Origin of the sequence: Microbacterium sp. Root166 (assembly GCF_001427145.1) — a bacterium.
GTDB lineage: Bacteria > Actinomycetota > Actinomycetes > Actinomycetales > Microbacteriaceae > Microbacterium.
On record NZ_LMGL01000001.1, the window covers coordinates 512967 to 538694 of the forward strand.

The 25728-nt window shown below is 68.2% G+C and carries 25 protein-coding genes; 2 read left to right on the forward strand and 23 right to left on the reverse strand.

The window, feature by feature from the left end; translation table 11 throughout:
- Positions 1-10: 10 nt before the first annotated feature.
- Genes ASD56_RS02300 through ASD56_RS02355 form a run of 12 tightly spaced genes read right to left on the reverse strand, consistent with a single transcriptional unit; the run spans position 11 to position 13348 of the window.
- Entirely contained in the window at positions 11-2323 is a 2313-nt protein-coding gene (locus tag ASD56_RS02300) for a CaiB/BaiF CoA-transferase family protein (protein WP_200947445.1), read from the reverse strand.
- A complete protein-coding gene (locus ASD56_RS02305; RefSeq protein WP_055960736.1) occupies positions 2320-3387 on the reverse strand; it encodes an acyl-CoA dehydrogenase family protein in 1068 nt (355 codons plus the stop codon). Before ASD56_RS02305 ends, ASD56_RS02300 begins: the two co-directional genes overlap by 4 nt.
- A 13-nt stretch (positions 3388-3400) precedes the next feature.
- On the reverse strand, positions 3401-4588 hold the full coding sequence (locus tag ASD56_RS02310; RefSeq protein ID WP_055960739.1) for an acyl-CoA dehydrogenase family protein: 1188 nt from the start codon (positions 4586-4588) through the stop codon (positions 3401-3403).
- A gap of 3 nt (positions 4589-4591) precedes the next feature.
- The gene (locus ASD56_RS02315; protein ID WP_055960741.1) at positions 4592-5449 is read right to left on the reverse strand and encodes an enoyl-CoA hydratase/isomerase family protein; all 858 of its coding nucleotides are present in this window, start codon (positions 5447-5449) and stop codon (positions 4592-4594) included.
- A 41-nt stretch (positions 5450-5490) separates the two neighbouring features.
- Positions 5491-6297 carry a hypothetical protein gene (locus ASD56_RS02320; RefSeq protein ID WP_055960743.1) on the reverse strand — a complete coding sequence of 269 codons (807 nt, stop codon included), beginning with the start codon at positions 6295-6297 and terminating at the stop codon, positions 5491-5493.
- A 3-nt stretch (positions 6298-6300) separates the two neighbouring features.
- On the reverse strand, positions 6301-7422 hold the full coding sequence (locus ASD56_RS02325; RefSeq protein WP_055960746.1) for an LLM class flavin-dependent oxidoreductase: 1122 nt from the start codon (positions 7420-7422) through the stop codon (positions 6301-6303).
- Between the two features lie 40 nt (positions 7423-7462).
- Positions 7463-8398 carry an amidohydrolase family protein gene (locus ASD56_RS02330; RefSeq protein WP_055960748.1) on the reverse strand — a complete coding sequence of 312 codons (936 nt, stop codon included), beginning with the start codon at positions 8396-8398 and terminating at the stop codon, positions 7463-7465.
- A 12-nt stretch (positions 8399-8410) separates the two neighbouring features.
- Positions 8411-9250, reverse strand: a complete 840-nt coding sequence (locus ASD56_RS02335; protein WP_157535729.1) for an enoyl-CoA hydratase/isomerase family protein — start codon at positions 9248-9250, stop codon at positions 8411-8413.
- A 31-nt stretch (positions 9251-9281) separates the two neighbouring features.
- Positions 9282-10268 (reverse strand): ABC transporter ATP-binding protein, encoded by a 987-nt coding sequence (locus tag ASD56_RS02340; protein WP_055960752.1) that lies wholly within the window; start codon positions 10266-10268, stop codon positions 9282-9284.
- The gene (locus tag ASD56_RS02345; protein ID WP_200947446.1) at positions 10265-11404 is read right to left on the reverse strand and encodes an ABC transporter ATP-binding protein; all 1140 of its coding nucleotides are present in this window, start codon (positions 11402-11404) and stop codon (positions 10265-10267) included. Before ASD56_RS02345 ends, ASD56_RS02340 begins: the two co-directional genes overlap by 4 nt.
- Positions 11401-12294 carry an ABC transporter permease gene (locus tag ASD56_RS02350; protein WP_055960753.1) on the reverse strand — a complete coding sequence of 298 codons (894 nt, stop codon included), beginning with the start codon at positions 12292-12294 and terminating at the stop codon, positions 11401-11403. The genes ASD56_RS02345 and ASD56_RS02350 overlap by 4 nt, the downstream gene beginning before the upstream one ends.
- Positions 12287-13348: an ABC transporter permease gene (locus tag ASD56_RS02355; protein WP_082541189.1), complete on the reverse strand. Its 1062-nt coding sequence runs from the start codon at positions 13346-13348 to the stop codon at positions 12287-12289. The genes ASD56_RS02350 and ASD56_RS02355 overlap by 8 nt, the downstream gene beginning before the upstream one ends.
- 182 nt (positions 13349-13530) lie before the next feature.
- Between ASD56_RS02355 and ASD56_RS02360 the strand changes: the two genes are divergently transcribed.
- The gene (locus tag ASD56_RS02360) at positions 13531-14220 is read left to right on the forward strand and encodes a GntR family transcriptional regulator (protein ID WP_162249495.1); all 690 of its coding nucleotides are present in this window, start codon (positions 13531-13533) and stop codon (positions 14218-14220) included.
- A gap of 31 nt (positions 14221-14251) precedes the next feature.
- Here ASD56_RS02360 and ASD56_RS02365 read toward each other — a convergent pair whose 3' ends face one another.
- The 11 genes from ASD56_RS02365 to ASD56_RS02415 form a co-directional block, all read right to left on the reverse strand.
- Positions 14252-15070, reverse strand: a complete 819-nt coding sequence (locus tag ASD56_RS02365) for an SDR family NAD(P)-dependent oxidoreductase (protein ID WP_055960759.1) — start codon at positions 15068-15070, stop codon at positions 14252-14254.
- Positions 15067-16275: a cytochrome P450 gene (locus ASD56_RS02370; protein WP_055960761.1), complete on the reverse strand. Its 1209-nt coding sequence runs from the start codon at positions 16273-16275 to the stop codon at positions 15067-15069. The genes ASD56_RS02365 and ASD56_RS02370 overlap by 4 nt, the downstream gene beginning before the upstream one ends.
- A gap of 56 nt (positions 16276-16331) precedes the next feature.
- Positions 16332-17453 (reverse strand): NAD(P)H-dependent flavin oxidoreductase, encoded by a 1122-nt coding sequence (locus ASD56_RS02375; RefSeq protein WP_055960763.1) that lies wholly within the window; start codon positions 17451-17453, stop codon positions 16332-16334.
- A 94-nt stretch (positions 17454-17547) separates the two neighbouring features.
- Entirely contained in the window at positions 17548-18348 is an 801-nt protein-coding gene (locus tag ASD56_RS02380) for an enoyl-CoA hydratase/isomerase family protein (protein WP_055960765.1), read from the reverse strand.
- Positions 18345-19121, reverse strand: coding sequence for an enoyl-CoA hydratase-related protein (locus tag ASD56_RS02385; protein WP_055960767.1), 777 nt, complete (start codon positions 19119-19121; stop codon positions 18345-18347). The genes ASD56_RS02380 and ASD56_RS02385 overlap by 4 nt, the downstream gene beginning before the upstream one ends.
- Positions 19121-20278, reverse strand: coding sequence for an acetyl-CoA acetyltransferase (locus ASD56_RS02390; protein ID WP_055960769.1), 1158 nt, complete (start codon positions 20276-20278; stop codon positions 19121-19123). Before ASD56_RS02390 ends, ASD56_RS02385 begins: the two co-directional genes overlap by 1 nt.
- On the reverse strand, positions 20275-20670 hold the full coding sequence (locus ASD56_RS02395) for a Zn-ribbon domain-containing OB-fold protein (RefSeq protein ID WP_055960771.1): 396 nt from the start codon (positions 20668-20670) through the stop codon (positions 20275-20277). The genes ASD56_RS02390 and ASD56_RS02395 overlap by 4 nt, the downstream gene beginning before the upstream one ends.
- Positions 20667-21062, reverse strand: coding sequence for a MaoC/PaaZ C-terminal domain-containing protein (locus ASD56_RS02400; protein ID WP_055960773.1), 396 nt, complete (start codon positions 21060-21062; stop codon positions 20667-20669). Before ASD56_RS02400 ends, ASD56_RS02395 begins: the two co-directional genes overlap by 4 nt.
- A complete protein-coding gene (locus ASD56_RS02405) occupies positions 21059-21523 on the reverse strand; it encodes an FAS1-like dehydratase domain-containing protein (RefSeq protein WP_055960775.1) in 465 nt (154 codons plus the stop codon). The genes ASD56_RS02400 and ASD56_RS02405 overlap by 4 nt, the downstream gene beginning before the upstream one ends.
- Positions 21520-23634 carry an acetate--CoA ligase family protein gene (locus tag ASD56_RS02410; protein WP_055960778.1) on the reverse strand — a complete coding sequence of 705 codons (2115 nt, stop codon included), beginning with the start codon at positions 23632-23634 and terminating at the stop codon, positions 21520-21522. Before ASD56_RS02410 ends, ASD56_RS02405 begins: the two co-directional genes overlap by 4 nt.
- The gene (locus tag ASD56_RS02415) at positions 23631-24395 is read right to left on the reverse strand and encodes an SDR family NAD(P)-dependent oxidoreductase (protein WP_055960780.1); all 765 of its coding nucleotides are present in this window, start codon (positions 24393-24395) and stop codon (positions 23631-23633) included. The genes ASD56_RS02410 and ASD56_RS02415 overlap by 4 nt, the downstream gene beginning before the upstream one ends.
- A gap of 294 nt (positions 24396-24689) precedes the next feature.
- Here ASD56_RS02415 and ASD56_RS02420 point away from each other — a divergent pair, with 294 nt between their 5' ends.
- On the forward strand, positions 24690-25727 hold the full coding sequence (locus tag ASD56_RS02420) for an acyl-CoA dehydrogenase family protein (RefSeq protein WP_055960782.1): 1038 nt from the start codon (positions 24690-24692) through the stop codon (positions 25725-25727).
- Position 25728 lies beyond the last annotated feature (1 nt).

The following is a 25728-nucleotide window of genomic DNA, read 5'->3' on the forward strand; positions in this document are numbered from 1 at the left end:
ATGGGCACGGTCATCTGCGCGCCGGCTCGGTGCCGATCACGCCGGCCTCGAGCAGCGCCGCGATGTCGGCGTCGCCGAGTCCGAGCACCTCAGTCAGAACGACGGCGTTGTGCTGACCGAGTCCCGGCGGAGGGGTGCGCGACCAACGGTCGATGCCGTCGATCTGCAACGGGAGCGTGGGGACGGGCAGCGTGCCGGCCACGTCGTGCGCGATCTCTTCGTAGTAACGCGTGGCCTGCACCTGTGGGTCGTCGTGGGTGAACCGCGCATCGACCGCGAAGGCGACCGGGATGCCCAGCCCCCGCAGCGCATCGCGCAACGCCTCGCCGTCCTGGGTCGTGGTCCAGGCTGCCAGCAGCCCGTCGAGCTCCTCCCGATGCTCCCGGCGTCCCTCGAAGGTGGCGAAGCGCGGATCGGTCGCCCACGGCACGTCGCAGGCGAGCGAGACAAGGCCCTGCCACTGGGCGTCGTCCAGCACCGAGAACGCGAGGCCCTGAGACGCGCCGCCGGCCGGGTACACCCCTTGCGGTGCGGCGGTGGAGGCGTGGTTGCCGTCGCGGCCGAGCAACTCGCCGGTGCGGCTGTACACGATGGCCTGCTCTGCGGCGAGCACCACAGCGCCCTCGGCGAGCGCGGCCTCGACCAGCGTGCCTTGTCCGTCGGCGCGCGCCGCGTGCAGCGCGGCCAGCGTCGCGAAGGCGGCATTGAACCCGCCCATCGGGTCACCGGGACCGTTCGGGTTGAGGGGCGGCCGGTCGGCGTAGCCGGTGCGGGCGCACAGGCCCGAGAACTGCTCGACGGTCTGCGCGTATGCGACCTGGTCTCGGCGCGGCCCGGTGAGGCCATAGGCGGGCATGCGCACCATGACGAGACGCGGGTTGAGTTCGTGTACGCCGGGCCAGTCCAGTCCAGCGCTCTCCAGTACGCGCGGGGCATAGTTCTCGATGAGCACGTCGCTGGAACGGATCAGCTCGTCCACGAGCGCTTTCCCCTCGGGGTGGGTGAAGTCGAGCGTGACACCGCGCTTGTTGTGGTTGTTGGCTAGGTAGTAGTGGCTCACCTCCCACCACTGCTCAGGGCGATGCTTCATTCGCAGCGCCCCCATCATCGAGCGCGCGCCGTCCATGCGGCGGGTGGATTCGACCTTCACGACCTCGGCGCCGTAGGCGGCGAGCACCTCGCTGGCGAGCGCTCCTGCCCACCACGATCCGAAGTCCGCGACGCGCACGCCGTCGAGCGCCGGGTCGAACCTCGCGGGCCGGGCGGCGAACCCGAGGTCTGCAGCGCTCACGGTTGCGGCCGCAGCACGGCTGGTTCCGGGCCGGTCGCCGTCGAACAGGTAGGGCGCGACGGGGTGCACGCCGACGCCGTCCGGGGCAGGTCGGAAGAACTTGCGGGCTACGATCTGGGGGTCCTCCAGGATGCTGCAGCCGTCATGGACGGGGGCGACGGGCACGCGGAACACCGTCGCCGTTTCGAGGATCTCCTCCACGGTGTGGGCGCTGGTCCACGCTCGCACCATGTCGTTCCACTCGTTCCCACTGTCGTAGCGGCCCGCCGCCGAGCGGAATCGCTCGTCGGCGAGCATCTCAGGACGGTCGATCATCACGAGGAAGTCCTCGAGGTTCTGGGCCGATCCCAGGTTGAATCCGACCCAGCCGTCGCTCGCCGGCTCGACCGACGGCAGCAGCCGACGTCGTGCGCGAGGAGTGGCGGGCGTGTCCTCCGACAGCGACGAGCCCAGGTCGATGAAATTGTTCGTGGCGCAGATGCCGACGGCCAACAGGGAGCAGTCCGTGACGCTTGCGCGTCCGAGGGTGAGCGCTGCGAGAGACGCGGTGGCCGCGACCGCGCCCGCGAGCCACAGCGTCTCGCCGCTGCCCGTGCGCACGGCGTGGCGGTCGTCGTCGCCGCGCAGATGCACCGAGCCCGACTCGGCCTGGAGGGTGAACTCCGTCCACGGCTGATCCGAGCGAGGCCCGGTCATCCCGCGGGGCGTGATGAGAACGAGCGCGCGATCGGAGCCGATACGGGCGATCTCCTCTGCTGCCGGAGGGACCGCGCATTCCCACACGACGACGTCGGCGCAGGCCGCAAGGGCGGCGAACACCTCAAATGACGTGTCGTCCACCACCAGCTTGTCGGCATCGAGATAGCCGCGCAGCTCGTCGCGGACGTCTTCGGTCCACCACTCTGGCGCCTCGGGACGCACCACGACGACGTCGGCACCGGCATCGGCCAGTTGCCGACCCGCGAACCCGCCGGCGATGCCGCGGGAGCGCTCGACCACGACGAGACCGGCAAGAGGAGACGCCCCGCTCACTCGGACGACTCCGGCCAGTCCACGAATCGCTCGCGGAAGTCGCCTTCGCGCGCGGCGGTCAGCACGGCGCTGCCGAGCTCGCGCAACAGGTCCCGCGACGCGCCGAAGCGCAGCCGCTGCGCTTTGGTGCGTCGGTAGAAGTGGTGCAGCGGGTACTCCTTGATGAAACCGACCCCGCCGTGCAGCTGCACCGCGTCCTTGGATACCCGCTCCCCCGCCTCGGATGCTTGCCAGGCGGCCATGAGCGACGTTCGGATGGTGTCGTGGCCGTGCGCGGCGCGCCAGAGCCCTGACCACACCAGCAGCGAGGTCGCCTCGATATCCAATCGCATGTCGGCGGCGCGGTGCTGCACGGCCTGGAAAGCGCCGATGGGGCGGCCGAACTGATTGCGCGTCTTCGCGTTCTGCACGGTCAGATCCAGAGACCGGCGTGCGGCGCCCAGGATGTCGGCCGCCCGCAGCAGCCGGTCGACGGCTCGCCACTCCTGCCAGTCCGCCTGGGTCAGGCGCCCGATCTCCTCGCCGTCGGCGCCTGCCCCCAGCACCTCGTCAGTCCGCTCCGCATCGAACACGGGGACAGGATCGATGCGGACGGATGCTGCGTCCACGGCCCGGACGACTACCTCGTCTCCGTCCTGCGTGGCGACGACGAGCACGCTTGCCGCACTTGCCCACTCCACCAGACGCGGGCGATCGACGCCTCGGGTGGCGTCGACGACGACGACGATCGCGCCTTCGGAGATCTGCTCGAGCAGCGCCGCTTCGGCACCACCGGCCCGGGCAACGAGGTTCGCTGACGACATCACGGCGCGCAATGGCGTCGGCACGCCGAAGTAGCCCAGCCGTTCCACCACGAGCCCGAGCTCGACGAGGGTCGATTCCTCATCGGTTTCGAAGCCGAGGAATGTCCACCCCAGCTCGACGAACAGGGCGTACAGACGCACGTCGTAGCCGCCCGACAAAGCCACTGTCGCATCGATCGTGTCGATGTCGGCGTGCTTCTCGAGTGCGGCGTTCGCCGCGGCGACCAACTCCTGTTGGATCTCCGACAGACGCGTGTCCACGCGATTCCTTCCCTCAGCGATTCCGCGGCAGCCCGAGGGCACGCTGCGCGATGATGTCGCGCTGCACCTCGTTGGTGCCCGCGGCGAACTTACGTACCGGGGACTCCCGGTAGTCGAGCTCCGGGAGGCCATGCACCGGCGCTCCGGGTGAGCCCACCGAGCGCAGCCCCTCTGGCCCGATGAGATCGAGGATCACGCTGGGAAGCTCCTGGAACGTCTCGGAGCTCCACACCTTGGCCATCGAGGCCTCCGACGCCAGCGGCTCCTGGCGGGCGATGAGCGACGCCACCTGCGCCGACATCAGCCGGACGATCTCGACGCGCGCGGCGAGCATGCCGACCTCGACCCGAACGAGGTCGTCGTCCGCGGGACGCTGACCGTCGGCATCCGCTTCTTCCGACCACCGGATGATCTCGTCGAGCTCCCGAACCTGCAGGTTGGCGTTGAGGTTTCGTTCCAGATCGAGAGAGAGCGCGATGACGGCCCAGCCGCCGTCCTCCTCGCCCACGCGGTTCGCAAGCGGCACCCGGACATTGTCGAAGAAGACCTCGTTGGTGCGGTAGTCGGCCTGCGTGATCATGGGGCGGATCGTGATGCCGGGTGTGTCGATGGGCACGATGAGCAGCGTGATGCCGCGATGACGCGAGTCGGGTGCGCCGGTGCGCACGGCGAGCCAGATGTGAGTCGCGTACTGCGCGCCCGTCGTGTACACCTTCTGGCCATTGACGACGTACTCGTCGCCCTCGAGCACGGCCCGTGTCTGCAGCGCCGCGAGGTCCGTTCCCGCACCCGGTTCACTGAACCCCAAGCAGAACTCGATGTCGCCTGCGAGGATGCCGCCGAGGTACTGGCGCTTGTGCTCTTCGGAGCCGGCGCGCATGAGCGTCGGGCCGATCATCGTGACCGACATGAGCATCTCGGGGAGCTTGCGCCACGACAGCTCTTCGATCACGAGCCACTGCGCCAGGTAGCCGAGGTCGCGGCCGCCGAACTCCTCCGGCCAGGCGATGCCCAGCCAGCCGTCGCGGCCGAGGCGCTGGATGAAGCGCCGGCGCTCGGCGATCTCTTCGGGCGCCATCGCGTGGTCGGGCCGCACCAGCGGCGGGACGGCAGGCGTGAAGCCCTCCGCGTGCAGGTCGTCGAGATACGCGCGGAACTCGGCCAGGACCTCGCGCTCGGCGCGTTCGATTCCGAACTCCATCGGCTATCGCCCCTCGTACGGACGCGGTTCGCGCTTCTCGGCGAACGAAGCCGCGGCTTCCGCGTGATCGGTGGAAAGCATGGTGAGGGCCTCGAGCGCGTATCCCTCGGAGGCGTACTGCGCGATCGCCGCCTTCAGCCGGTTGTTGAGAGCGCGCTTGGTCCAGCGGAAGGCGAGCGGTGGAAGCATCGCCAGTTCCCGCGCCTGCGACAGCGCGCGCTCGAGCACCTCGTCCCGCGCCACCGCCTCGTCGGCGAGGCCCCACTCGACGACCTCCTCGCCCCGCAGCAGCCGCCCGGTGAGCACGAGGGAGCGCGCGCGACGGGCGCCGATGAGCTCGCCGAGGAGAACCGCCTGCGGCGCGACGAGCCCCCGCATGACGTGCGGATCGCCCACCTTGGCGTCGTCCGCCACGACGACGTAGTCGCAGAGCATCGCGATCCGCAGTCCCGCGCCGACGGCATGACCGTTCACTGCGGCGACCACGGGTACATCGACCTCGAGGAGGGCGGTCATGAAGTCGGTCGCCCGATCGACGGGCAGGCGCTTGACCCACGCCGGGTTCGCCGAAGGGTCCATTCGCCGGGAGCGCTCGCCCATGACCTTGACGTCGCCGCCGGCCGAGAAGACCTTGCCGCGCCCGACCAGGACGACGGCGCGCACCGTCGGGTCCTCGCGCACGATGCGGAAGAACTCCAGGAGCTCCGGCGTCATGGCCGTGGTCGGGTTCGGGCCATCGGGGTCGGCACCGAGGGTGACGACGGCCACGCCGTCGTCGACGCCGACCTCGATGGCCTGGAACGCGGGATACCCCGGCACCGGCGACTCCTGGAACACTCGGTCCTCAGACTCACTCACCATGGGGGGCTCCTTCAGTGGGGATGGTCTCTCGAGCGGATGGGTCAGCGGATGGCAGTCGTCCCGAACAGGGCCGGCTGCGAGACGTCCGACACGAACTTGATCTCTCGGAACGTCACGTCAGCCGTTCCCGCCACTGCGGAGACAGGATACGTCGGCATGACGCCCCCTCGACCCCATGCCTCGGGTACGAACGCGTCGATGCGCGGGCGACCCAGGTCTGCGCTGTGGAACGTCCAGTCTGCTCCCGCCTGGACGAGCTTGGGCCCGAGCGGCGTGTGTGCGATGTTGACGTTCGCATTGAGACCGAACGACGTTCCGTTCGTCGGCCACGGCTCCACCATGCGGACCTTCAGAATCGTCCTGCCCTCGTCCTCGACGTCGAGGACGGTCTCGTCGGCCCATCGGCGCAGACTCACCCGGTCCGCGACGCGGAGCCGGTAGCCCCAGCCCTCGGCGAGGGCCTTCGCCGCCTCGGCGTTGTCGGTGCGACCCTCGATGAGGAACACGCGGGGACGGAAGCCGGCACGGCAGACGAGTCGCGTCTCGGCCAGCGTGACCGGTCCCCACGGGGTCTCGGGAAGATGCAGCCCACGCCAGGAAACGAAGCTCGGGTTGGTCGGTGCCAGCGCCGGCGGGATCTGCTCCTCGAGCGAACCCATCGGGATCTCCGCGAAGACCTGTATGAGCTCGGCCCGCTCGAACGTGATGGGCTCGACATCGAGGTGGGGCATCACCGGGGCGTCCGCGAGCAGGAGCTCGGGGTCGAGCTTGCCGAACTCTGCATAGTCGGCGATGTGCTTGATCGTCTCGGAGCTGCCCGTGATCTTGGGCGCAGCGGTCTGCGACATGGCTTACACCTTCCTCATACCCGTGGCGACCGGCGCAGCCAGCTCCTCGGGAGTCTTGAACTGGGGCATCACGTAGGTCGCGAAGTTCCGAAGGCTCTCCATGACTTCCTCGTGCGACAGGACCTCTGATGCCTGGATGACGAAGTTCATGCCGTCGACGCCGATCGACTCCCAGTGCTTGACGACCTCGATGATCCGATCGGGCTCCCCGATCGCCAGGCCCTCGGGGATGCCCGTCGCGTCACCGGGGCCGAGCGCCTCCTGGCGCAGGGTGGGTAGGAATCCGCCGATCTGGTACAGCGGCGATGGGTACACCTCTTTGACGGGTACCGTGTGGGCCGTGTTGTGATTGAAGGTGTCGAGCATCACTCGCCCGCGCTGAGCAGCCGTCTCGTCCAGACCGCAGTGCATGAAGTTCACCACGTGCACCTGCTCATTGACCGCGGGACCGATCGGCTCGCAGTTCTGGATGCGCCGGCGGTAGTTCTTGATCTTCTCTTCCTGAGCCTTGTAGTTGCCGATGCTCAAGCCGAAGACGCCCAAGCCGCGGTCGGCCGCATCGAACTCCGTGCCGGGGCTCGTCACCGCGACCCACAGCGGCGGGTGCGGATCCTGCAGCGGCTGGGGCACGATGGCCCGTTCCGGCATCTTGAAGAACCGCCCGTTGGGGTTCGAGTACGAGGGGTCGGTCCACATCTTCGGCAACGCCCGCACGTACTCGTCCCATGACTGCTTCGTGTCATGCGGCTCGGCGGCGTACCCACCCAGTTCGAGCCAGGTGTTGGAGCGTCCGGTGCCGACATCGAGCCGGCCGTTGGACACGATGTCGAGCACCGCGGCACGCTCGGCGATGTGCGCCGGGTGGTTCACGGGGGGCGTGCACACCACGATGCCGTGACCGACTCGGATGCGCTTGGTGCGCACCGCTGCCGCGGTGAGGAACACCTCGGGCGCCGTCGAGAACGAATGCGGCGGAGAGAAGTGGTGCTCAACCGCCCACATGTGGTCGAAGCCCAGTTCGTCGGCGAGGGTGATCTGGTCGAGGGCGTCGTCGTAGATCTTCTTGACGTCCTCGCGGGTCGAGCCGGGAGGTCCTCCGAGCTCGAAGAGCAGACCGAACTTCATGAGTGGCCTTCTTTCTGTGGATTCAGGGTGCCGGAGACGATCATCGGCCCGCGCGCTCGTCCTGCGCGTCGAGGATCCGCTTCATGTTCGAGTACATGAACTTTTCCAGCACATCCTCAGGGAGGTCGAGATTGCGCGCGTCGGTGACGGCCTTGGTGAGGTTGATGAGCGGGTAGTCGGTGCCGAAGATGACCTTCTCGGCACCGGGCTGGGCGTGCCAACGGCCGTTCATGAACTCCAGCAGCTCTTTCGGGTAGCGCTTGGGCGACCACGCTGAGGTGCAGATGTAGAGGTTCTTGTGCTTTGCCGCGAGGTGCGTCATCATGCCGACCCACGGGTCGCCGATGTGGTGGCCGACGACGGTGAGCTCCGGGAAGGCGAGGCAGACGTCGTCGAGGTGAAGCGGGTAGTTGGGGTACGTCGGCCAGAGCGGGCCCGGCATGCCGATGTAGGTGAATACGAACAGGTCCAGCTCGACGCACTTGGCGAACAGCGGGTAGAACCAGCGGTCGTTCGGCGGCAGGCCGTACGGGCTGGGAAGGATGTGCACGCCTCGGATGCCGTACTTCTCCTTGTGCTCCTCGAGGATGCGCGGGTTCTCCATCACGTCCCAGAAAGTGGCGGGCCCCTGCTTCGGGGGCAGGATCGTGCCGGCATGCTCGTACTGCCCGGGGAACTGCTTCATGATGTCGACGTGCTCGACGATGCGGCTGTCGAGCTCTTCGCGCGTGCTCTGGTAGTACAACGACGCTTGGAAGATCGCCAGCTCCACGTTGTTGTCCACGAGCTCCTGGCGGCTCTCGGCGGCCGTGGCCGGCTTCGTGACGGGCTTGTCGCCGCCCTGGTCGAAGAAGCGCATGGCGCGGGCACGCTGGGGATCCTGGCGCCACGACTCCTGGTCACCGAAGGTGTCGGCGGTGGTCGCCGCCCATCCCGGGTGATAGAAGGCGTCGATGACGGGTCCGTTGTAGGGCACGTTTTCTCCTGTTCAGTGGGTCTTGATCGTGACGTCGGCGTCAAGGTCGGTCGCGGGCTCGGCGGGCTGTGCCATCAGCTCGAGGACGCGTGCGAGGTACTCGCGATACTCGCCCGATGCCGCGGCCGCGTACTGCTGGACGCCTTCGGCTCGGACGCCGGAGGTGAGGTCGCTGAGCGCGCTGGCATCCACGAGGTTCTTCACCATGCCCAGCGCTCCCGCCGGCGAGTAGCGCAGCTCGGCGATGATTCCCTGCACGGTCTCGTCCAACGTGCCGGGATCGCACACCCGTGCGATCATCCCGCGCCGGCACGCTTCTTCGGCTCCGATCCAGCGACCGGTGAAGAGAAGGTCGCGCGCGACCGCCGGACCGAGAAGGCGAGGGAGCATCACTGTCGTGCCGGCGTCGGGCAGGAAGCCGATGCGGGTGAAGGTGAAGCGCATGCGCGCATCACTCTCGACGACGACCATGTCGCTTGCGAGAGCAACCGCAGCCCCCGCCCCCACAGCGGCACCCCGCACACCGGCGACGACGATCTGGGGCATGGCCCGCAGAGCCAGGATGGTGCCCGACATGCGCTGCCAATAGTCGGTGACGTAGTCGTCGGGAAGGCCGTCCGCCAGTTCCCGCAGGTCACCGCCACTCGAGAACACTCGTCCTGCGCCACTCAGCACGACGAAGCGCAGGTCCGTGCGCCGAGCGATCTGTGACAGCACGAACGCGAGCTCGTGATACATCGTGCGAGAAACCGCGTTGCGGGTCTCCGCATGGTCGAGGGTGACGTGAATCGTGTCGCCGTCGGTGCGGACACGAACCCGGTCCGTGCCGACGACCGTCATCGATTCATTCACGCATTCATCATTTCTGATCAAACATCAAATGTCAAACCTCGACCGGAGGCGAGATGAGCGGAAAGTGGCAGGCCACCGAATGGGTATCGGAGACCGGCGTGAGGCGCGGCTCGACCCGCGCGCAGATCTCCTGCGCGAGCGGGCAGCGTGTGCGGAACCGGCAACCCGACGGCGGGTTCACCGGCGACGGCGGATCGCCGGCGATCGCCGCTCGCGGCTCCGGGGCGAACGGGTCGGGTTCCGGGATCGACTCGAGCAGCGCGAGCGTATACGGGTGGGCCGGTGCCCCGTACAGCGATTCCGAGTCGCCGATCTCGACGACCTTGCCGAGATACATCACCATCACGCGGTCGGAGATGTTCTTCACCACGGCAAGGTCGTGCGCGATGAAGAGGATTGACAGGTCGAACTCCGCCTGCAGGTCCTCGAGCATGTTCAGCACCGTCGCGCGCAGCGACACGTCCAAGGACGAAACGGGCTCATCGCACACGAGCACCTTGGCGCCCGCGACGAGCGCGCGCGCGATCGCCACGCGCTGACACTGCCCACCCGACAGCTGCGTCGGCTTGCGGTCGCCGTAGTCGTCGGGGTTCAGCCCCACCGCGCGCAGCACGTCATCCGCTCGGGCAAGTCGCTCCGCGCGAGTCCCGCGCCGCCAGATCGTCAGCGGTTCGGCCACGATCTGCCGCACAGTCCGGCGCGGGTTGAGGGACGACACGGGGTCCTGGAACACCATCTGGAGTTCCGGACGTAGCCGTCTCACCTGCTCGGGGTTGAGTGTGGTCAGATCCGTGCCTTCGAAGGTCACCGACCCCGACTTCGGCGCCGGCAGTTGCAGCACGGCGCGTGCCATCGTCGACTTGCCGCACCCGGACTCACCCACGACGCCGAGGGTCTCGCCCGCCTTCAGGTCGAAGCTCACCTCGGACACCGCATACACGGTTCCCGACCGTGTGGCGTACTCGACGACGAGATCCTCGACCGCCAGCCGCACCTCGGAATTCGAATGCACACTCATGCCGGCTCCTCGATCAGCTGGTGCGCCACCGCGGCGGCGGCGGCGATCTCCTCGTCCTTCGCGGCCGCGCGCGCCTCGGTCTCGGCGCGGGCTGCCTCGTACTCCGGGGTCCCGACCGGAAACCAGCACCGATACAGATGCTGTGCATCGTCCTGGCTCGCGATGAGGGGCGGAGCGACGGTGCGGCACTTATCCTGCGCAGCGGGGCAGCGCGCCGCGAAGCGGCAGCCGGCCGGCGGAGCCGCGAGGTTCGGAGGGTGCCCCGGGATCGCCTTCAACCGGGTGTGGCTCGGCTGGTCGAGCTTGGGAAGCGCGTCCAGCAGGGCGCGGGTGTACGGCATCTTCACGTCGGTGAACAGCGATCGGGTGGGCGCACTCTCGACCACCTGGCCGGCGTACATCACCACGATGTGGTCGGTACGGGTCGCAACGACGCCGAGATCGTGGGTGACCAGGACCATCGTCATCTGCCGCTCGCGCTGCTGAGCGGCGAGGAGATCGAGGATCTGCATCTGGACGGTGACGTCGAGGGCTGTCGTCGGCTCATCGGCGAACAGCAACCGCGGATTTCCCGCGAGGGAGATCGCGATGCCCACGCGCTGGCGCATCCCGCCCGACATCTGATGCGGGTAGACCTTCATGCGTCGCTCGGGTTCGGGGATCCCGACGCTGCGCAGCAGTTCCACGCCACGTGCGCCGGCCTGCCTCGTCGACAGCTTCGGATGATGCCGGCGCACCGTCTCGATCACTTGAGCGCCGATCTTCTTCACCGGGTTGAGAGAGGTGAGTGGATCCTGCAGCACCATCGCGATCTCGCTGCCCCACATGCGCCGCATCTTCTTGCGCGGCAGACTCGCGAGGTCCGTGCCGTCGAAGACGATCTCGCCGGTGCGCTCCACTCGGGTGCCCGGCGAGACGAGTCCCATGATCGAGCGCGCGAGCACGGACTTGCCCGAACCAGACTCCCCCACGACGCCGAGCGTCTGGCCGAATCGGGCCGTGATGCTCACGTCGTCGACGGCGGTGACCGGGTTCTCGCCGGCCGTGAACACGGTTGTGAGGTGGCGCACGTCCAGGATGACGTCGCCCACCGTAGTGGTGGATGCGGGTGTGTCGTTGCGGAGGCCGGCAGTCACAGGGTCACTTCCGTTCGTCCCGCGGTCCGGCCGCGGAGGTAGTCGCCGATGAAGTTGAAGGACAGCACCGTGAGCAACAGCACCAGCGAGGGGAAGAGGACGATGTAGGGGGCGCTGTACAGTAGTGTGCGACCGCCCGCGATCATGCTCCCCCAGCTGGCGGTTGGCGGTTGGATTCCGAAACCGAGGAAGCTCAGCGACCCCTCGGCGACCATGACGACCGCTACGACCACGAACGCGTAGGCGAGGATCGACGGCAGCACGTTCGGCAACACTTCGCGCGCCAGAGTCCGTTGACGACGAGATCCGAGCACGGTCGCCGCGGTGACGAAATCGCGCTGGGTCCACACCAGGGTGTTCGCTCGCGCAAGGCGCGTGAACGTGGGGACCATGACCGCGCCGAGTCCCACGATCAGCACCGGTGCGCTGGATCCACGGATGGCGACGAGCACCATGATGAAGATCAGGGACGGAAAAGCGAGCACGATGTCCACGAGGACGCTGATCACGCTGTCGATCCAGCCACGGTAGTACCCGGCCAGGAGGCCCAGTGCCAGGCCCAGGGTGAGCCCGAGCGCGACGGCGACGAATCCGACCTGCAGCGATGCCTGGGCACCCCACACCAGGCGCGACAGCATGTCGCGGCCGAGTTGATCCGTGCCGAGAGGATGCCCGGGCATCGGCGGTGCTGCGATGTTCTCGTAGTCGGGCGTGTTCGGGTCTGGCAGCGGAAGGAGCGGAGCCAGTATCGCCGCCAGGACGATCATGGCCGACCAGGCCAACGCAATCCAGACGGAGACGGGCACGCGGGCACCGCGCCGAATCGGCTTGACGGGCACCAGTACTTCAGAGACCGGCGCCTCCTCGGCGATCGTTTCGGTGTCAACCACGATCGGACCTCACTCTCGGGTCGAGCACTAGATAGAGCAGATCGATGACGATGTTGACGAACACGTAGAACACTGCGATCACGGCCACGATCGCTTGGATCATGATGAAGTCGCGCGCGCTGATGGAATCGACCAGAAGCCGCCCGACGCCCGGCAGGGCGAAGAGCGTCTCGATGACCACGGCACTGCCGATGAGACGCGCGGTGTTGATGCCGGCGAGCGTGACGAGCGAGAAGGACGACGGGCGGAACACCTGGCGGAAGAGGATGTTCGGAGTCGACATCCCCTTGGCCTGCGCGGCGAGCACGAAGTCCTCCTTCATCGTCGACTGCATGTCGCCGCGCAGCAGCCGCTGATAGACACCCGCCGGCTCAAGCGACAGCGCGAGCGCGGGAAGGATCATCGTCGACAGGTTCGGGCCAAGGCCCTCGCTCAGCGGGATGAAGCCCGAGGCCGGCAGCCAGCCGAGCGTGACTGCGAAGACGAACACAAGGAACAGGCCGACGACGAAGTGCGGCGCCGAGATGGCGGCGAACGACCAAGCCGTGCTCACGCGGTCGACCATGCCGTTCGGACGATAGACGGCCCACACCGCGAGGATCACGGCCGTCACGAGCGCGATCACCTGCACCATCAGCATGAGCTCGATGGATACGGGAAGACGCTGCAGGATCGCCTCGCCGACCGGCTGACCAGTGCGGTACGACGTTCCCAGGTCCCCCTGCAGGGCCGAAGTGACCCAGTCCACGTACCGCACCATGACCGGCTCGTCGAGGCGCAGTTCGGCTCGCAGCTGGGCGATCTGATCGGGGGTGGCGTCCTCGCCGAGGATGGCCTGCGCAGGGTCGCCAGGAAGGAAGTCGAGCATCAGCGAGACCAGGAACGTCACCGCGACCAGAACGATCAGCAAGTGACCGATCTTCTTGGCGGTGAATCCCACCCAGCGCGGCGGCACGAAACGGCGCCTGACCGTCCGCGTGGAGATGGTTGCGGTCGCGGGCGGGCCAGACCGCTTGGTGGTGGGCGGTGCGATCGACGGCGGTTGGGCTGTCATCCGTTCGACACCTCTCTGTGTTCGTGGATAAAGAAAAATATATCTGATCAAGCATCGAATGTGAATCCAATCCCGGGTAGCGCGTGCTAGCTCGGATGTCGCGAGGGCACTACATGGACTTCCGTCCATGCGTTGCTATCGTTCTCCTCGACAGCATTCGATACCTGATCAAGGACTCGACGATGGCCACAACCCACGCACGGCTCGATCGCCCGGCGGCTCGACCCAAGCTCGCCGACGAGGTAGCCGACTCGCTGCGTCAAGCAATCCTGCAGGGCGCATACGAGAAGGACGCGAAACTCGGGATGGAGGAACTCGCCGAGGAGCTCGGCGTCAGCATCATGCCCGTGCGCGAAGCGCTCATCGCGCTGAGCAACGAGGGACTGGTCAACGCAGAGCCTCGCCGCGGATTCCGCGCGAATCCGCTCACCCAAGCCGACCTGGACGACATCTTCCAGATCCAGGCGCAGCTGGGCGGGGTGCTCGCCGCGCGGGCCGCCCGGGAGGCTACCCCAGAGGACGTCGAGACGCTGCGGGTTCTCCACGCCGAGCTCGAGGAGGCGAGCAGACTGCCGGCCGGTGAAGAGCGCTCCGCCCGACTCGAGCATCTCAATGGCGCCTTCCACCGTCACATCAACAAGATCCCGACGGGAGACCGGCTCCGCTGGTTCCTTCGCCTGACGAACCGGTTTGTTCGGCGCGACCTGTTCGACTCCGTCCCCGGCATGACGGAGGGCGCGCTGCGCGACCATCCCGCGATCATCGACGCGATCGCCGCGGGCGACTCCCAGGCCGCGAGAAATCTCATGGAGGCGCATTTCATCCAGGGATCCGACCTCGTGGGCTATACCCTTCCGGCAGATACGCAGTAGCGGCGCGACCTTCGTGCGGCAACCCGGGAGCTCACCAGCTTCGGCCGCCGTTGCAGTGGATCACGGCACCTGTCGTGTACGACGCCGCATCCGACGCGAGATAGAGCACCGCTGCCGAGACCTCCTCCGGCCCGCCGATCCGCCCCATCGGAATGCCGCCGCTTTCCAGCAGCGAGCGGCCGTAAGCGAAGCGCGGCTGCCCGTCCTCGGTCACGATCCCAGGGCACACCGCATTCACTCGGATGAGCGGGCCGCATTCCTCCGCGAGGTGGCGCGTCAGCATCCACAGTGCCGCCTTGCTGGACGAATACCCCGGCAGGCCAGGAGTGGTGCGGAAGGCGGCGCCCGACAGGACATTGATGACGGATGCCGATCGCCCGGCTTCGATCGACGGCTTCAGGAGCCGCCCGGTGAGCTCCAGCGGGCCGAAGAGGTTCGTATCGAACACTTCACGGAAGACTTCCCGCGGAATGTCGAAGGTGTGGATGTCTCGCGTCGCGCCCGTGAGGTGGGCGTTGTTGACCAGCACATCGACGATCTCGTAGCGCCCGTGGACGGCATCCGCGATCCGTTCCGGACCGTCCGCTGCAGAGACGTCCCCGACGACCGTCGTCACTTCGCCGCCGGGGACCAGCTCGAGGAGCCCCTCTCGCGCGGCGATCAGCTGGTCTCTCTTCCGACCGGTGATGACGACGTGCGCTCCCGCCTGAAGCAGCGCCGCGGCGATCTCGAGGCCGATGTTCTTCGACCCGCCTGATACCACGGCGACCCTCCCATCGAGCCGGAATGCGTCGCCCGCGAGGCCGCGCGGCTTATGGATGCCGGCGATGCCCGTCGCAGCGTCGCTCATTCCGCAACACTCGTGACGGGGAGGTGCTCGATGGCCTCCGACATCGTGTCCATCTGCGAGACCGGCTCGCCCACCACCCGCAGAGCCGGGAACCGGCGAAACAGCGCGGCGAGCGACACCTGGAGCTCCAGGCGCGCGAGCGGCGCGCCCAAACAGGAATGCACTCCATAGCTCAGTGTCAGATGCGGGTTGTCCTCGCGCCTCAAGTCGAGCTCGAGCGGGCGTTCGAACACGCTGTCGTCGTGATTCGCGGCGTTGCGGTTGATCAGCACGATCTCGTCTTCTCGGATCGTGATGTCGCCGACCACGATGTCCTCCAGCGCCACGAAAGGCATTCCGATGTTTCGGACTCCGCTGCCCACCGACTGCCGGCCGTGCCGCAGGAGCTCCTCGACGACGGGGATGACGCGCCCGTCGATGTCATCGAGGAAGTACGAGAGCTGCGCCGGGTGACGAAGGAGAGCCAAGGCGCCGTTGCCGATGAAGTTCGCCGTGTTGTCGAAGCCCGCCACCAGGATCAGCATCGCGATCGAGATCATCTCATCGTCGGTGAGCGCGCCCTCCCCTTCCGGAACGTTCGCGAGTGCGGACAGCAGGTCGTCACCGTCGGCGCCGCGCTTGCGAGCGATCTCCGCGCGCAGGTACGCGACGCACTCCGCCTCTACCGCCGCCACCTCCGCCGCGCCCAGCGAGGCGCCGGTGCCGAAGAGCACCTGGTTCCAGCGGAGGAAATCGGCGGCCATCGTGCGATCCGCTCCCAGCACCCTGGTGAGCGCGAAGATCGGCACCGGGACTGCGTACTCCTCGACCAGGTCGAAGTCTGGTCCGCGCTGCTCGATCTCATCCAGCAGGCGTTCGCACTCGACCTCGATCTCGGCCTGCAGCGCGCGGATCTGGCGCGGCGCGAACCACTTGCCGACGGAACGGCGAAGCCGCGCGTGCTCGGGATCGTCCTTGAACAGCAGGGTGCGGGTGAGGTACTCGGGGAACCTCGCCTTGTAGGGGATGTCTTCGCGGCTCACGAGCGGCTCGCGCCCGACACGCGGATCGGCCAGCAGCTGACGTGCCAGCTCGTGACTCAGGACCATCCACACGTCTCCGCCGGTGGGGACGGAGACGCGCGCCAGCGGTGCCTCGTCGAGGATGGCCGTGGCCTCCTCCAGCGTGGTCGGGGTGTCGTACACGGCACTTTGGTTCGACGTCATCGTCACTCCTGTGTCTGGGCGGGAGCGATGGCCACCACCGTGGAAGGGATTGCGGTTCAAGCCATGAGTTCGTCGCGCAGGGAGGCGAGGCGATCGAGCGTCTCGGCGTATTCCTCGACGATCTGGAGGATGATCTGGTTGCACGACTTGATCGCGTTCATGCGGCTGACGCCCTGGCCCACGGGCCCGCCGACGAGCTCCCACACGCCCGCGCGCCGGGCGCGGGCGGTGTATTCGGAGTACAGCATCTGCTGCAACGGCATCGGGAGATTGCCGGGACTCTCGGGGCTGTCCCACGCCTCGGTCCACGGTGTGCGGATCTGACGGTTGTACTTGCCCGTCTGCGACTTCGAGCGCACGGTGTCGCTCGAAGTCATTTCGAGCATGCGCTCTTTCACGCGCTGGTCGGTGGACGATTCCTGCGACGTGAGCCAGATCGAACCCGTCCAGATCCCTTCGGCACCCAGCGCCATCGCGGCAGCCATCTGCCGGCCGGTCGCGATGCCGCCCGCGGCGAGAACGGGGGTGCCGTCGGCGGCGTCCACCACGTCCGGGGTCAACACCATCGAGCCGATGTCGCCGGTATGGGCGGCGGCCTCGTATGACTGGGCGATGTAGACGTCGATGCCGGTGCCGGCGCTCTTGGCGATGTGCTCGGGCTTTCCGACCAGCGCACCGACCTTGGCACCGTTCGCGTGCGCGCGCTCGATGGTCTCCAACGGGGGCGCGCCCAGGCCGCTGACGAGGAACGGGATGTCGTGGGCGAAGACGGCCTCCAGCTGGGCCGCGCCGTACGAGGCGCTCAGGCCTTTGGCGCCGAGGCGGCGGGCGGCGTCTATCGGCACCGGTACGTGATACCGATCCATGAGGGCCTCAGCGAACGCCCGGTGTCCGTCAGGGATGAGTTTGTCGAGATCGTCGACGAGGCTCGACGTGTCCGTGAGGCCCCGCTCGCGGTCGGCGGTCTTGGCCGGCATCACCACATCGATGCCGAACGGCACGTCGCCGCACTGCTCCTTCAGCCATGCGATCTCGACGTCGATCTCCTCGGGCGACATCGCCACCACGCCGAGCACACCCATCCCGCCTGCCTTGGAGACGGCCGCCACGACATCGCGGCAGTGACTGAAGGCGAAGATCGGGTACTCGATGCCGAAGTCACGACTGAGCTTGTTCATGTGCGGTACATCCTCGGACGCTCGGAAAGATTTGATATTCGATCATAATCGGTGGATGCTGAGGTCTCAACCCCGTCGCGCGCCACAGGCAGAGTCAGCGACCCTCGAACCCCGGGGTGCGCTTCTCCATGAATGCGGCGGTCGCCTCGCGATGATCGTCGGATAGGAACGTCACGGCTTCGCTCCATAGTCCGTGGTCGAGGACGAGCTCGACCTTCTCGCGCACGATGCGGTTCAGCGTCGACTTGGTGCCCTGCACGGCAAGCGGAGCGAGCGCTGCGAGCTTGGCGACGACGCCCCGCGCCTCCTGGTCGACGGCGTCGGCCGGGACCGCTCGGTAGACCAGCCCCCACTCCGCCGCCAGCGCACCCGTCACTCGTTCACCGGTCAGAAGGTGGAACCGGGCACGGCCGAGCCCGGCCAGGAGCGGCCACATCACGGCGCCGCCGTCGCCGGCGACGACCCCGATGTTCACGTGGGTGTCGGCGAGCACCGCGTCGTCCGCGGCGATCACGACGTCCGAGAACAGTGCGATCGTCGCCCCGAGTCCCATCGCATAGCCGCGTACGGCGGCAACGATGGGCTGCGGCACGGCCAGCAGCGCGTCGACGAGCTCGCGCCCGCCCATGACGGCGAGCGCACGCTCGGCGGCGGTCGGGGGCACTGCCGGCGTCTGGAAGTCGGCGACGTCGGCGCCGGAGCAGAACGAGCGACCCTCGCCCCGGATCAGCACCACGCGCACGTCCTTGTTCTGCCTGGCCTGTTCCAGCGCGGCGACGAACTCCCGGTGCATGCGGCCGGTGACGGCGTTGTGCCGCGTCGGACGGTTGAAGGAGATCGTCATCACCCCGTCGGCGACATGGATCAGAACCGGCTGCTCCTCGGCGTCGGTCATGGTTTCTCCTTCTCCGGGGTGCGTGAACCCATGTCGTCCACGGCGCGGGCGCGCGCCGCGGCACGCTGGGGGTCGGAGACCGCAAGGTGCTGCAGGTCTACCTCGACATCGAGATTCGCGGCGAGCAGGCGCCGGCCTTCGGCCCACAGCATCCGCTTGGTGAGTCCGTAAGCCCGCCCCGGGGTGGAGGCCAGCCGCGTCGCCAGAGCGACAGCCGGCGGGACCGGGGCATCGGCGATGGCTTCGAACACGCCGCAGGCTAGCGCCTCGTCGGCCAGCATCGGCTCACCGCCCGCCAGCCATCGCAACGCCCGGGCTTCGCCGAGCACGCGCGCGGCGAGGTAGCCGACGCCGGAATCCGGCACCAGGCCGATCGTGGCGAACGCCGGCACGAGCTTCGCGGCGGGTGCGGCGATCCGGGCGTCGGCCGCGAGTGCGAGCGCGAGTCCCGCCCCAGCCACGGGGCCATTGACGGCCGCGATGACCGGCTTCTCCAACGCCGTGAGCGCGAGCACCATCGGGTGATAGGTGGCACGCAGGCCTTCGCGGGCGACGTCGCCGGTGCGTGTGTCGCGCAGATCGGCCCCGGCACAGAATCCCCGGCCGGCACCGGTCAAGACAACGGCGCGCACATCGGGCTGCGCGGCGCGGGCGAGGGTGCGGGTGAGCTCGTGCGACAGCGCCACGGAGAGTGCGTTCATCGCCTCGGGTCGGTTCAGCGTGACCACGAGGACGCCGTCCTCGAGGCTGGTGAGCACGATGCCGTCCGTCATCACCGCTCCGCCGAGAGGATCGCGGTGACCTGGCTGGACAGCTGACCGCCGTTGCCGTGGGCGAGTGCGGTCGTCACGCCGGCGACCTGGCGCTCTCCCGCCTCTCCGCGCACCTGACGCACGGCCTCGATGAGGGCGAAGATTCCGTACATGCCGGGGTGGCAGAAGGACAGTCCGCCGCCGTTCGTGTTGACCGGCAGCGCGCCGCCGGGTGCGATGCGCCCGCTCTCGACGAAGGCCCCGCCTTCGCCTTTCGCGCAGAAGCCGAGGTCCTCGAGGAACAGGATCGGATTGATGGTGAACGCGTCGTACAGCTGGAGCACATCGATGTCGGCCGGGGTCAGCCCCGCCATCTCGAACGCCCGCCTGCCGGACTCGCGCGCCGAGGTCGTCGTCAGGTCCGCCATCTGCGAGATCGATCGGTGCGAGTGCGCCTCCCCCGCGCCCAGCACGTACACGGGCGCTTTGGCGCGATCCGTGTACGCGTCCGCGCGGGTCATGACCAGGGCACCGCCGCCGTCGGTGATGAGGCAGCAGTCGAGGGTCGTGAAGGGAGTGGCGACGACGCGCGCCGACAGTACGTCGTCGATCGTGAGCGCGTCACGCTTGAAGGCCTTCGGGTTCAGCTGCGCCCAGCGCCTGGCGGCGACCGCGACCTCGGCGAGCTGCTCGCGCGTCGTGCCGAACTCGTGCATGTGACGTGCTGCGGCCAGGGCGTAGCCGGTCACGGGATGCACCGGGCGGGCCGGAGCCTCGTAGCTGGGCACCTCCGGCGGGTACGGCCGACGACCCGGCCGCCGCGCATCGGTGCGCTGCGTGCTGCCGTAAGCGATGACGGCGACGTTGCAGGCACCGGCCTCGAGGGCGAGGGCTGCGTGGTGCACATGGCTGACGAACGAGCTGCCGCCGATCATCGTGCCGTCGGTGAACGACGGAGCGATGCCGAGGTACTCGCCGACGTCGAGGTTCGACATCATGCGGCCGGGGACGGCAGTGAACAACCCGTCGACCTCCGACTTCGCGATGCCGGCGTCGGCGAGTGCGCCGGCCACCGCCTCGCCGAGCAGATCGAGCGGGTAGCGATCGGGGCCGACCTCGCCGAGCTCGGACTCCGCCACTCCGCGGATCACGGCGGCGCCACGCAACATGTGCGTCATCCCTGCTTCTCCTCGGTGAAGACGAAGCGTGGCTCCGCCTCGGGGTCGCTCGTGTCGACCGCTCCGCGCACGCGCGAGCCGATCGCGTACGCTCCGGTGTCGTCGGTCGACGAGCCCATCACACGGAAGCCCTCGTCGAAGTCGACCAGCAGGACGTAGCGGCCGCCACCCTCGCGAGTCGGCAGGAACGTCTGGGAGTACACGACGCCGGCACCGATGCTGTCCCGCCACTCGAGCTCGAGCGACCCGCAGTGCGGGCACAGCACGCGCGGGTAGAACACGGCACGCTCGCACGAGGTGCAGTACTGGAACGGGATACGCCCTTCCCCCCGGCGCCGGACGAAGCCGGCCCAGGGCGCGGGTTCCGCCGGAGCGAGATCCGCGGCGCTCATCGGTCCGCCTCCGCCGTACCGGTGATGACGACGCGGCGATGCCCGTCGGCTGCGACCGCCTCGACGGTGACCTCGAAACTGCGGCGGGCGGATGCCGCGGCATCCGTCTCCTGCACGGTCACGGTCACGGTGTCGCCAGGCCAGACCTGACCGACGTAGCGCACCGCGAAGCGACGCAGGGCGAGCGGACCGACCGCTTCAGCCAGCGCCGCGCCGGCGAGCCCGGCTGTAAACAGGCCGTGCGCGAAGACAGACGGGTAGCCGGCCGCCTGCGCGAACCCTTCGTCGTGGTGAATCGGGTTGAAGTCGCCGCCGGCGCCGGCGTAGCGCACGAGATGCGTGCGGGTGACCGGACCGAAGTCCTTCTCGAGCACGACGTCGCCTACGCTCATGCGCTGCTCTCCTCGTCGACGGCGCCGAACTGGATGATGTTCGAGGTGTAGCGCTGCACGATCTCGCCGTCGCGCGCGAAGTCGGTGCGCACACGGATGACCGCCATGGGTCCCCGGCTTCCCTGCTTCTCGAGGACGGACTCGACTGTGGTGACCACCTCGAGCTCGTCGCCGGCGACGACAGGCGACAAGTACTCCCACTCTCCCCCGCCTGCCAGCACGCGCTTGAGGTCGAGTCCCAGCGCGGGCGACGATGCAGGACCCGACCAGTGCGCACTCGCGGTGCTGAACGTAGGGGCCGCGAGGACCCCCGAGAGACCTGCGTCTGCCGCCGCTGCCGCATCGTGGAACAGCGGATCGGTCGCCTGCACCGCACGGGCGAACTCGGCGACCTTGCCCTCCTCTACGAGGAATCGGAAGGGCTGTGCAGTCGTGCCGACGAGCTCGGTGAGCCGACTCACGACGCGTCGCCCGTCCGTTCGAACACGATGAGGGCGTCCGCGGCCACCGCGCGGCCATCGTGGACGCACACGGGGTTCACATCGATCTCGGCGATCTCGGGGACGTCGATTGCGAGGCGCCCGACGGCGACCGCGGTGTGCGCCAGTTGCGAGAGCTCTTGCGCGTCGAGCCCGCGCGCGGCCGAGGTGATCCGGCCGTCGAGGAGGTCCGCGATCGTGCGGACGGCCATCTCGTGCGAGAAGGGCGCGTGCAGCAAGACGGCGGCCGCCATGATCTCGACCGCGACGCCACCCAGGCCCACCGCGACGACTGGACCGAAGACCGGATCCCGACGCATGCCGACCGTGAGCTCCAGGCGCGCGGGGACCATCTCCTGGGCGAGTACGCCGACGATCTCGGCGTGCGGGGCCCGGCGGGCCACCTCCGCGAGCATGTCGGCCGTGGCATCGTCCACGTCGACCGCGCGCACGCCGAGCCGGATCGCTCCGTACTCGGTCTTGTGCGGCAGGTCGTAACTCATGGCCTTGAGCGCGACGGGGGCGCCGTGCTCAGCCGCGAAGGTCGCGGCATCCGCCGCCGCCTCGACCAGGCGCTCACGCGTCACGACGACGCCGTACGCCGCGAGAAGTGCCTTCGCGTCGTGCTCGAGCATCGTGGCCCGGCCGGCGGCCGGGGCGAGCAGGCGCGTGAGGTCGACGGGGCGGGTGGCGCCGGCGCCGGGCTCATCCAGCGGCGTGCGCCTAGAGTGACGCGCGACGGCCGCGAGGGAGCGCATGAGGCGGTGGGGGTCGAGGTACATCGGCACGCCTGCGGCCTGGAACTTCTCCATGTATCCCGTGGTCAGCACGAAGAACGGCTTGTCAGTCGACTGGTAGGTCTCGACGATGCGGTCGTTCGAGGGGTAGTCCCCCTGCCACGTCACGACGGCCATGCAGTCGAACGTGTCGAGATCGCGGACCGCGTCGAGTACGAGTCCGAACGAGTGCGGGGACGCGGTGCCCTGCGCCGTGATGTCGACCGGATTCTCGATGCTGCCGTAGAAGGGCTGAGGCATGACCGCGGTGATGCGCTCAACCGCATCGGCCGGCGGAGCAGGCACCTCCAGACCTGATGAGGCCGCAGCATCCGTCAGCAGAACGCCGGCGCCTCCCGATGCTGTGACGATGGCGACCTCGCCCACGGGGGCGCGGCGGCCGTCCTGGAAGGCCAGGCCAAGGTCTATCAGCTCTTCCATGGAGTAGGCGATATGAATGCCGTACTGACGGCACACCGCATCCAGCACGTCGGACGAGCCCGTGACGGACGCCGTGTGACTCATCGCCGCCCGCGCGGCCTCCTCGGTGCGCCCGGCCTTCAGCAGCGCGATCGGCTTGTCGAGCTCGTGGGCGCGGCGCGCGGCGCGGATGAGCGTCTCCGGTTCTTTCAGCGATTCGCTGAAGACAAGCACGGTGCCCACTTCGTCGCGCTCGACGAGATGCTCGACGGCATGCGCGAGCACGACGCCGGCCTCGTTGCCGGTTGAGACGAAGTATCCGAGGCGAATGCCGGCACGCAGCGAGGCGTTCGTGAGGTACGACGCGAAGCCGCCGCTCTGCGACACGAGCGCGACGGGCCCCGGCTCAGGCAGCGTTACTGCGCCCGACATCGCGAAGTTGGCCATGACCCCCTCGTGGAGGTTCATGAACCCGATGCAGTTGGGGCCCAGCACGCGGATGCCGGTCGACTCGATGATGCGAGCGAGTTCGGCCTGGCGTTCGATGCCCTCGGGCCCGGACTCGGAGAAGCCCGAGCTCAAGAGGGTGACGCCGCCGACGCCTTTCGCTGCGAGCCGGGCCACGGTCGGCACGGCCTGCTCGGCCGGAACGGCAACGACGGCCATGTCGACGCCGTCGGGAAGCGCGTCGACATCAGCCACAACGGGAAGACCCGCCAGCACGTCGGCACGGGGATTGACCGGATGGATCTCGCCGGGGAACAGCCGCGCGATGTTGTCGAGGAGCTGGGTGCCGATGCGCCCCGGCTTGTCAGAGGCACCGACGACCGCGATCGAGCGCGGCGAGAGCAGCCGGGTGAGGTCCGACGAGGTGACGGTGAAAGCTTCGGCGCTCATCGGACCATCATCGATCCGCCGTCTACCGAGAGCACCTGGCCGGTCATGTAGCTGGAGGCCGAGCTAGCGAGGAACAGGTACGCCGGCGCGATCTCCTCGGGCTCCGCGAAGCGGCGGAGCGTGCTCTTCGAGGGGTCGGCGCCGAACTTCGGGTCAGTCATCACGGTGCGCGTCATGTCGGTGAGGGCTGCCGGTGCTACGGCGTTGACGAGGATGTTGTATCGGCCCAGCTCTTTGGCGGCACTGCGCATGAGACCGAGCATGCCGGACTTGGCGGCTGCGTAGTTGACCTGACCGATCGACCCGTTCTGCGCCGTCGACGAAGACGTGAAGATGATGCGCCCGCCACCGGCCTCGATCATGGGCTCGACGACCTCCTGGAGCCAGTAGAAGGAGGCGTTGAGGTGCACCCCCACCACCTGATCCCACTGTTCGTCGGTCATCTTGCGGATCATGGCTGGACGGGTGATGCCCGCGTTGCTGATCAACACTCGGATCCCACCGAGGCTGTCGGTGACCGCCCCGACTGCCGCCCGCACACTCTCGCGCTTCGAGACGTCGCACGCCACGGCGACCGCGCGGCCGCCGCCGGCTTCGATCTCGCGGACCACAGCCTGGGCCGCGGCCTCCTGGACGTCGATGACAGCGACGTTAGCGCCTTGCGCGGCGAACGCGAGGGCGATCGAACGGCCGATGCCCTGGGCTGCTCCGGTGACGGCGACGACAGCGCCCTCGAACTCTGACGGGGACCACGGACTCATGGGGCAGCTCCTTCGATGCTGAATCCGATTCGGGTGGAATCGAGCAGTTCATTCGTAGTCTGTGCGGTGTTACAGTGTCAAATACTTGATCATGAAATTGGCCCGCCCAATTATGGGTTTTGAATCTCTGACCTGGAAAAACTTGCGGGTTACAAATGTGCCTTCGGCGCATCGTCCACGAGTCGGGACAGCCCATCGGGTCGCACTGCGGAGTCCGTGTGACCCCAGCACCAGGTTCCGCGATGAATCCGGTTCATGCATAATCGAAGTCCAGCACACGCACGAAGGAGTCGCATGCAGGCCCTCATCGACGAGACACAGCAGGAGTTCCGCGAACTCGCGAACGACATCGCGGCGTCCATCGGGATCGCGAATCCGTCTGATATCGACGGTGCCGATCCCCTCGCGGGATGGAGCACCCTCCAGTCGTCAGGACTGCTCGAACTGCGCGAGCGCACCGACGAAGTTCCGCTGGCGGGCGGTGTCGAGATCGCGCTGCTGTCGCAGGCGCTGGGCGCCGCGCTCGCGCCAGCCCCGTACCTGGCCGGCGGCGCGCTGGCCGTGGATCTCATCAGCCGCTCCGGCGATGTCGGCGGATGGCTGCCGGGCCTCCTCGCAGGAGACGACCACTACAGCCTGCTCATGCACCCGGGCCTCGAGGCGATCGGCGATACGGCCGGTGACCGTGGCGTGCTGTGGGGAGCATCCCGGGAGGCCGGATTCGCACTGTGCGTGCTCCGCGATGACGACGGCGGGACGTTCATCGCGCGCCGGGCGATCTCGGGCGCACGCCGGCTCAACTCGATCTCGCTGACCAACGAGCTCTGGGAGCCCACCGACGACGGTGAGTGGGAGCGGGGCGGCGCCCTGACGCAGGACGACCTGGACCGTTTCACCGCGCTCGCGCTCACCGGCCTCGCGGCCGACGCCGCGGGAACGCTGCGCGCGGCACTCGCCGGAGTCGTCGAGTACTCGAAGCAGCGCGTCGCTTACGGCGTGCATATCGGATCCTTCCAGGCTGTGCAGCACATCGCAGCCGAGGCGCACGTGGCGATCGAGGCGATCGCCGCCGCCGTGAACTACGCGGCGTGGTCGGTGGACGAGCTCGCGCCCGGCGAGGCACTCCTCGCGGCACGCACCGCGAAGGCCATCGCCGCACGCAACGCCCTCCCCACCGCCGAGGCCGTGATGCAGCTCTACGGCGGAATCGGCCAGACCTGGGAGCACATCGCCCACTTCTACACGCGCCGCGCCATGTTCGACTCCATGCTCTTCGGCGGAGAAGAAACCCAGCTGCGCGCGATCGCGGACGCCCGACTCGGAGGAGAGTGAC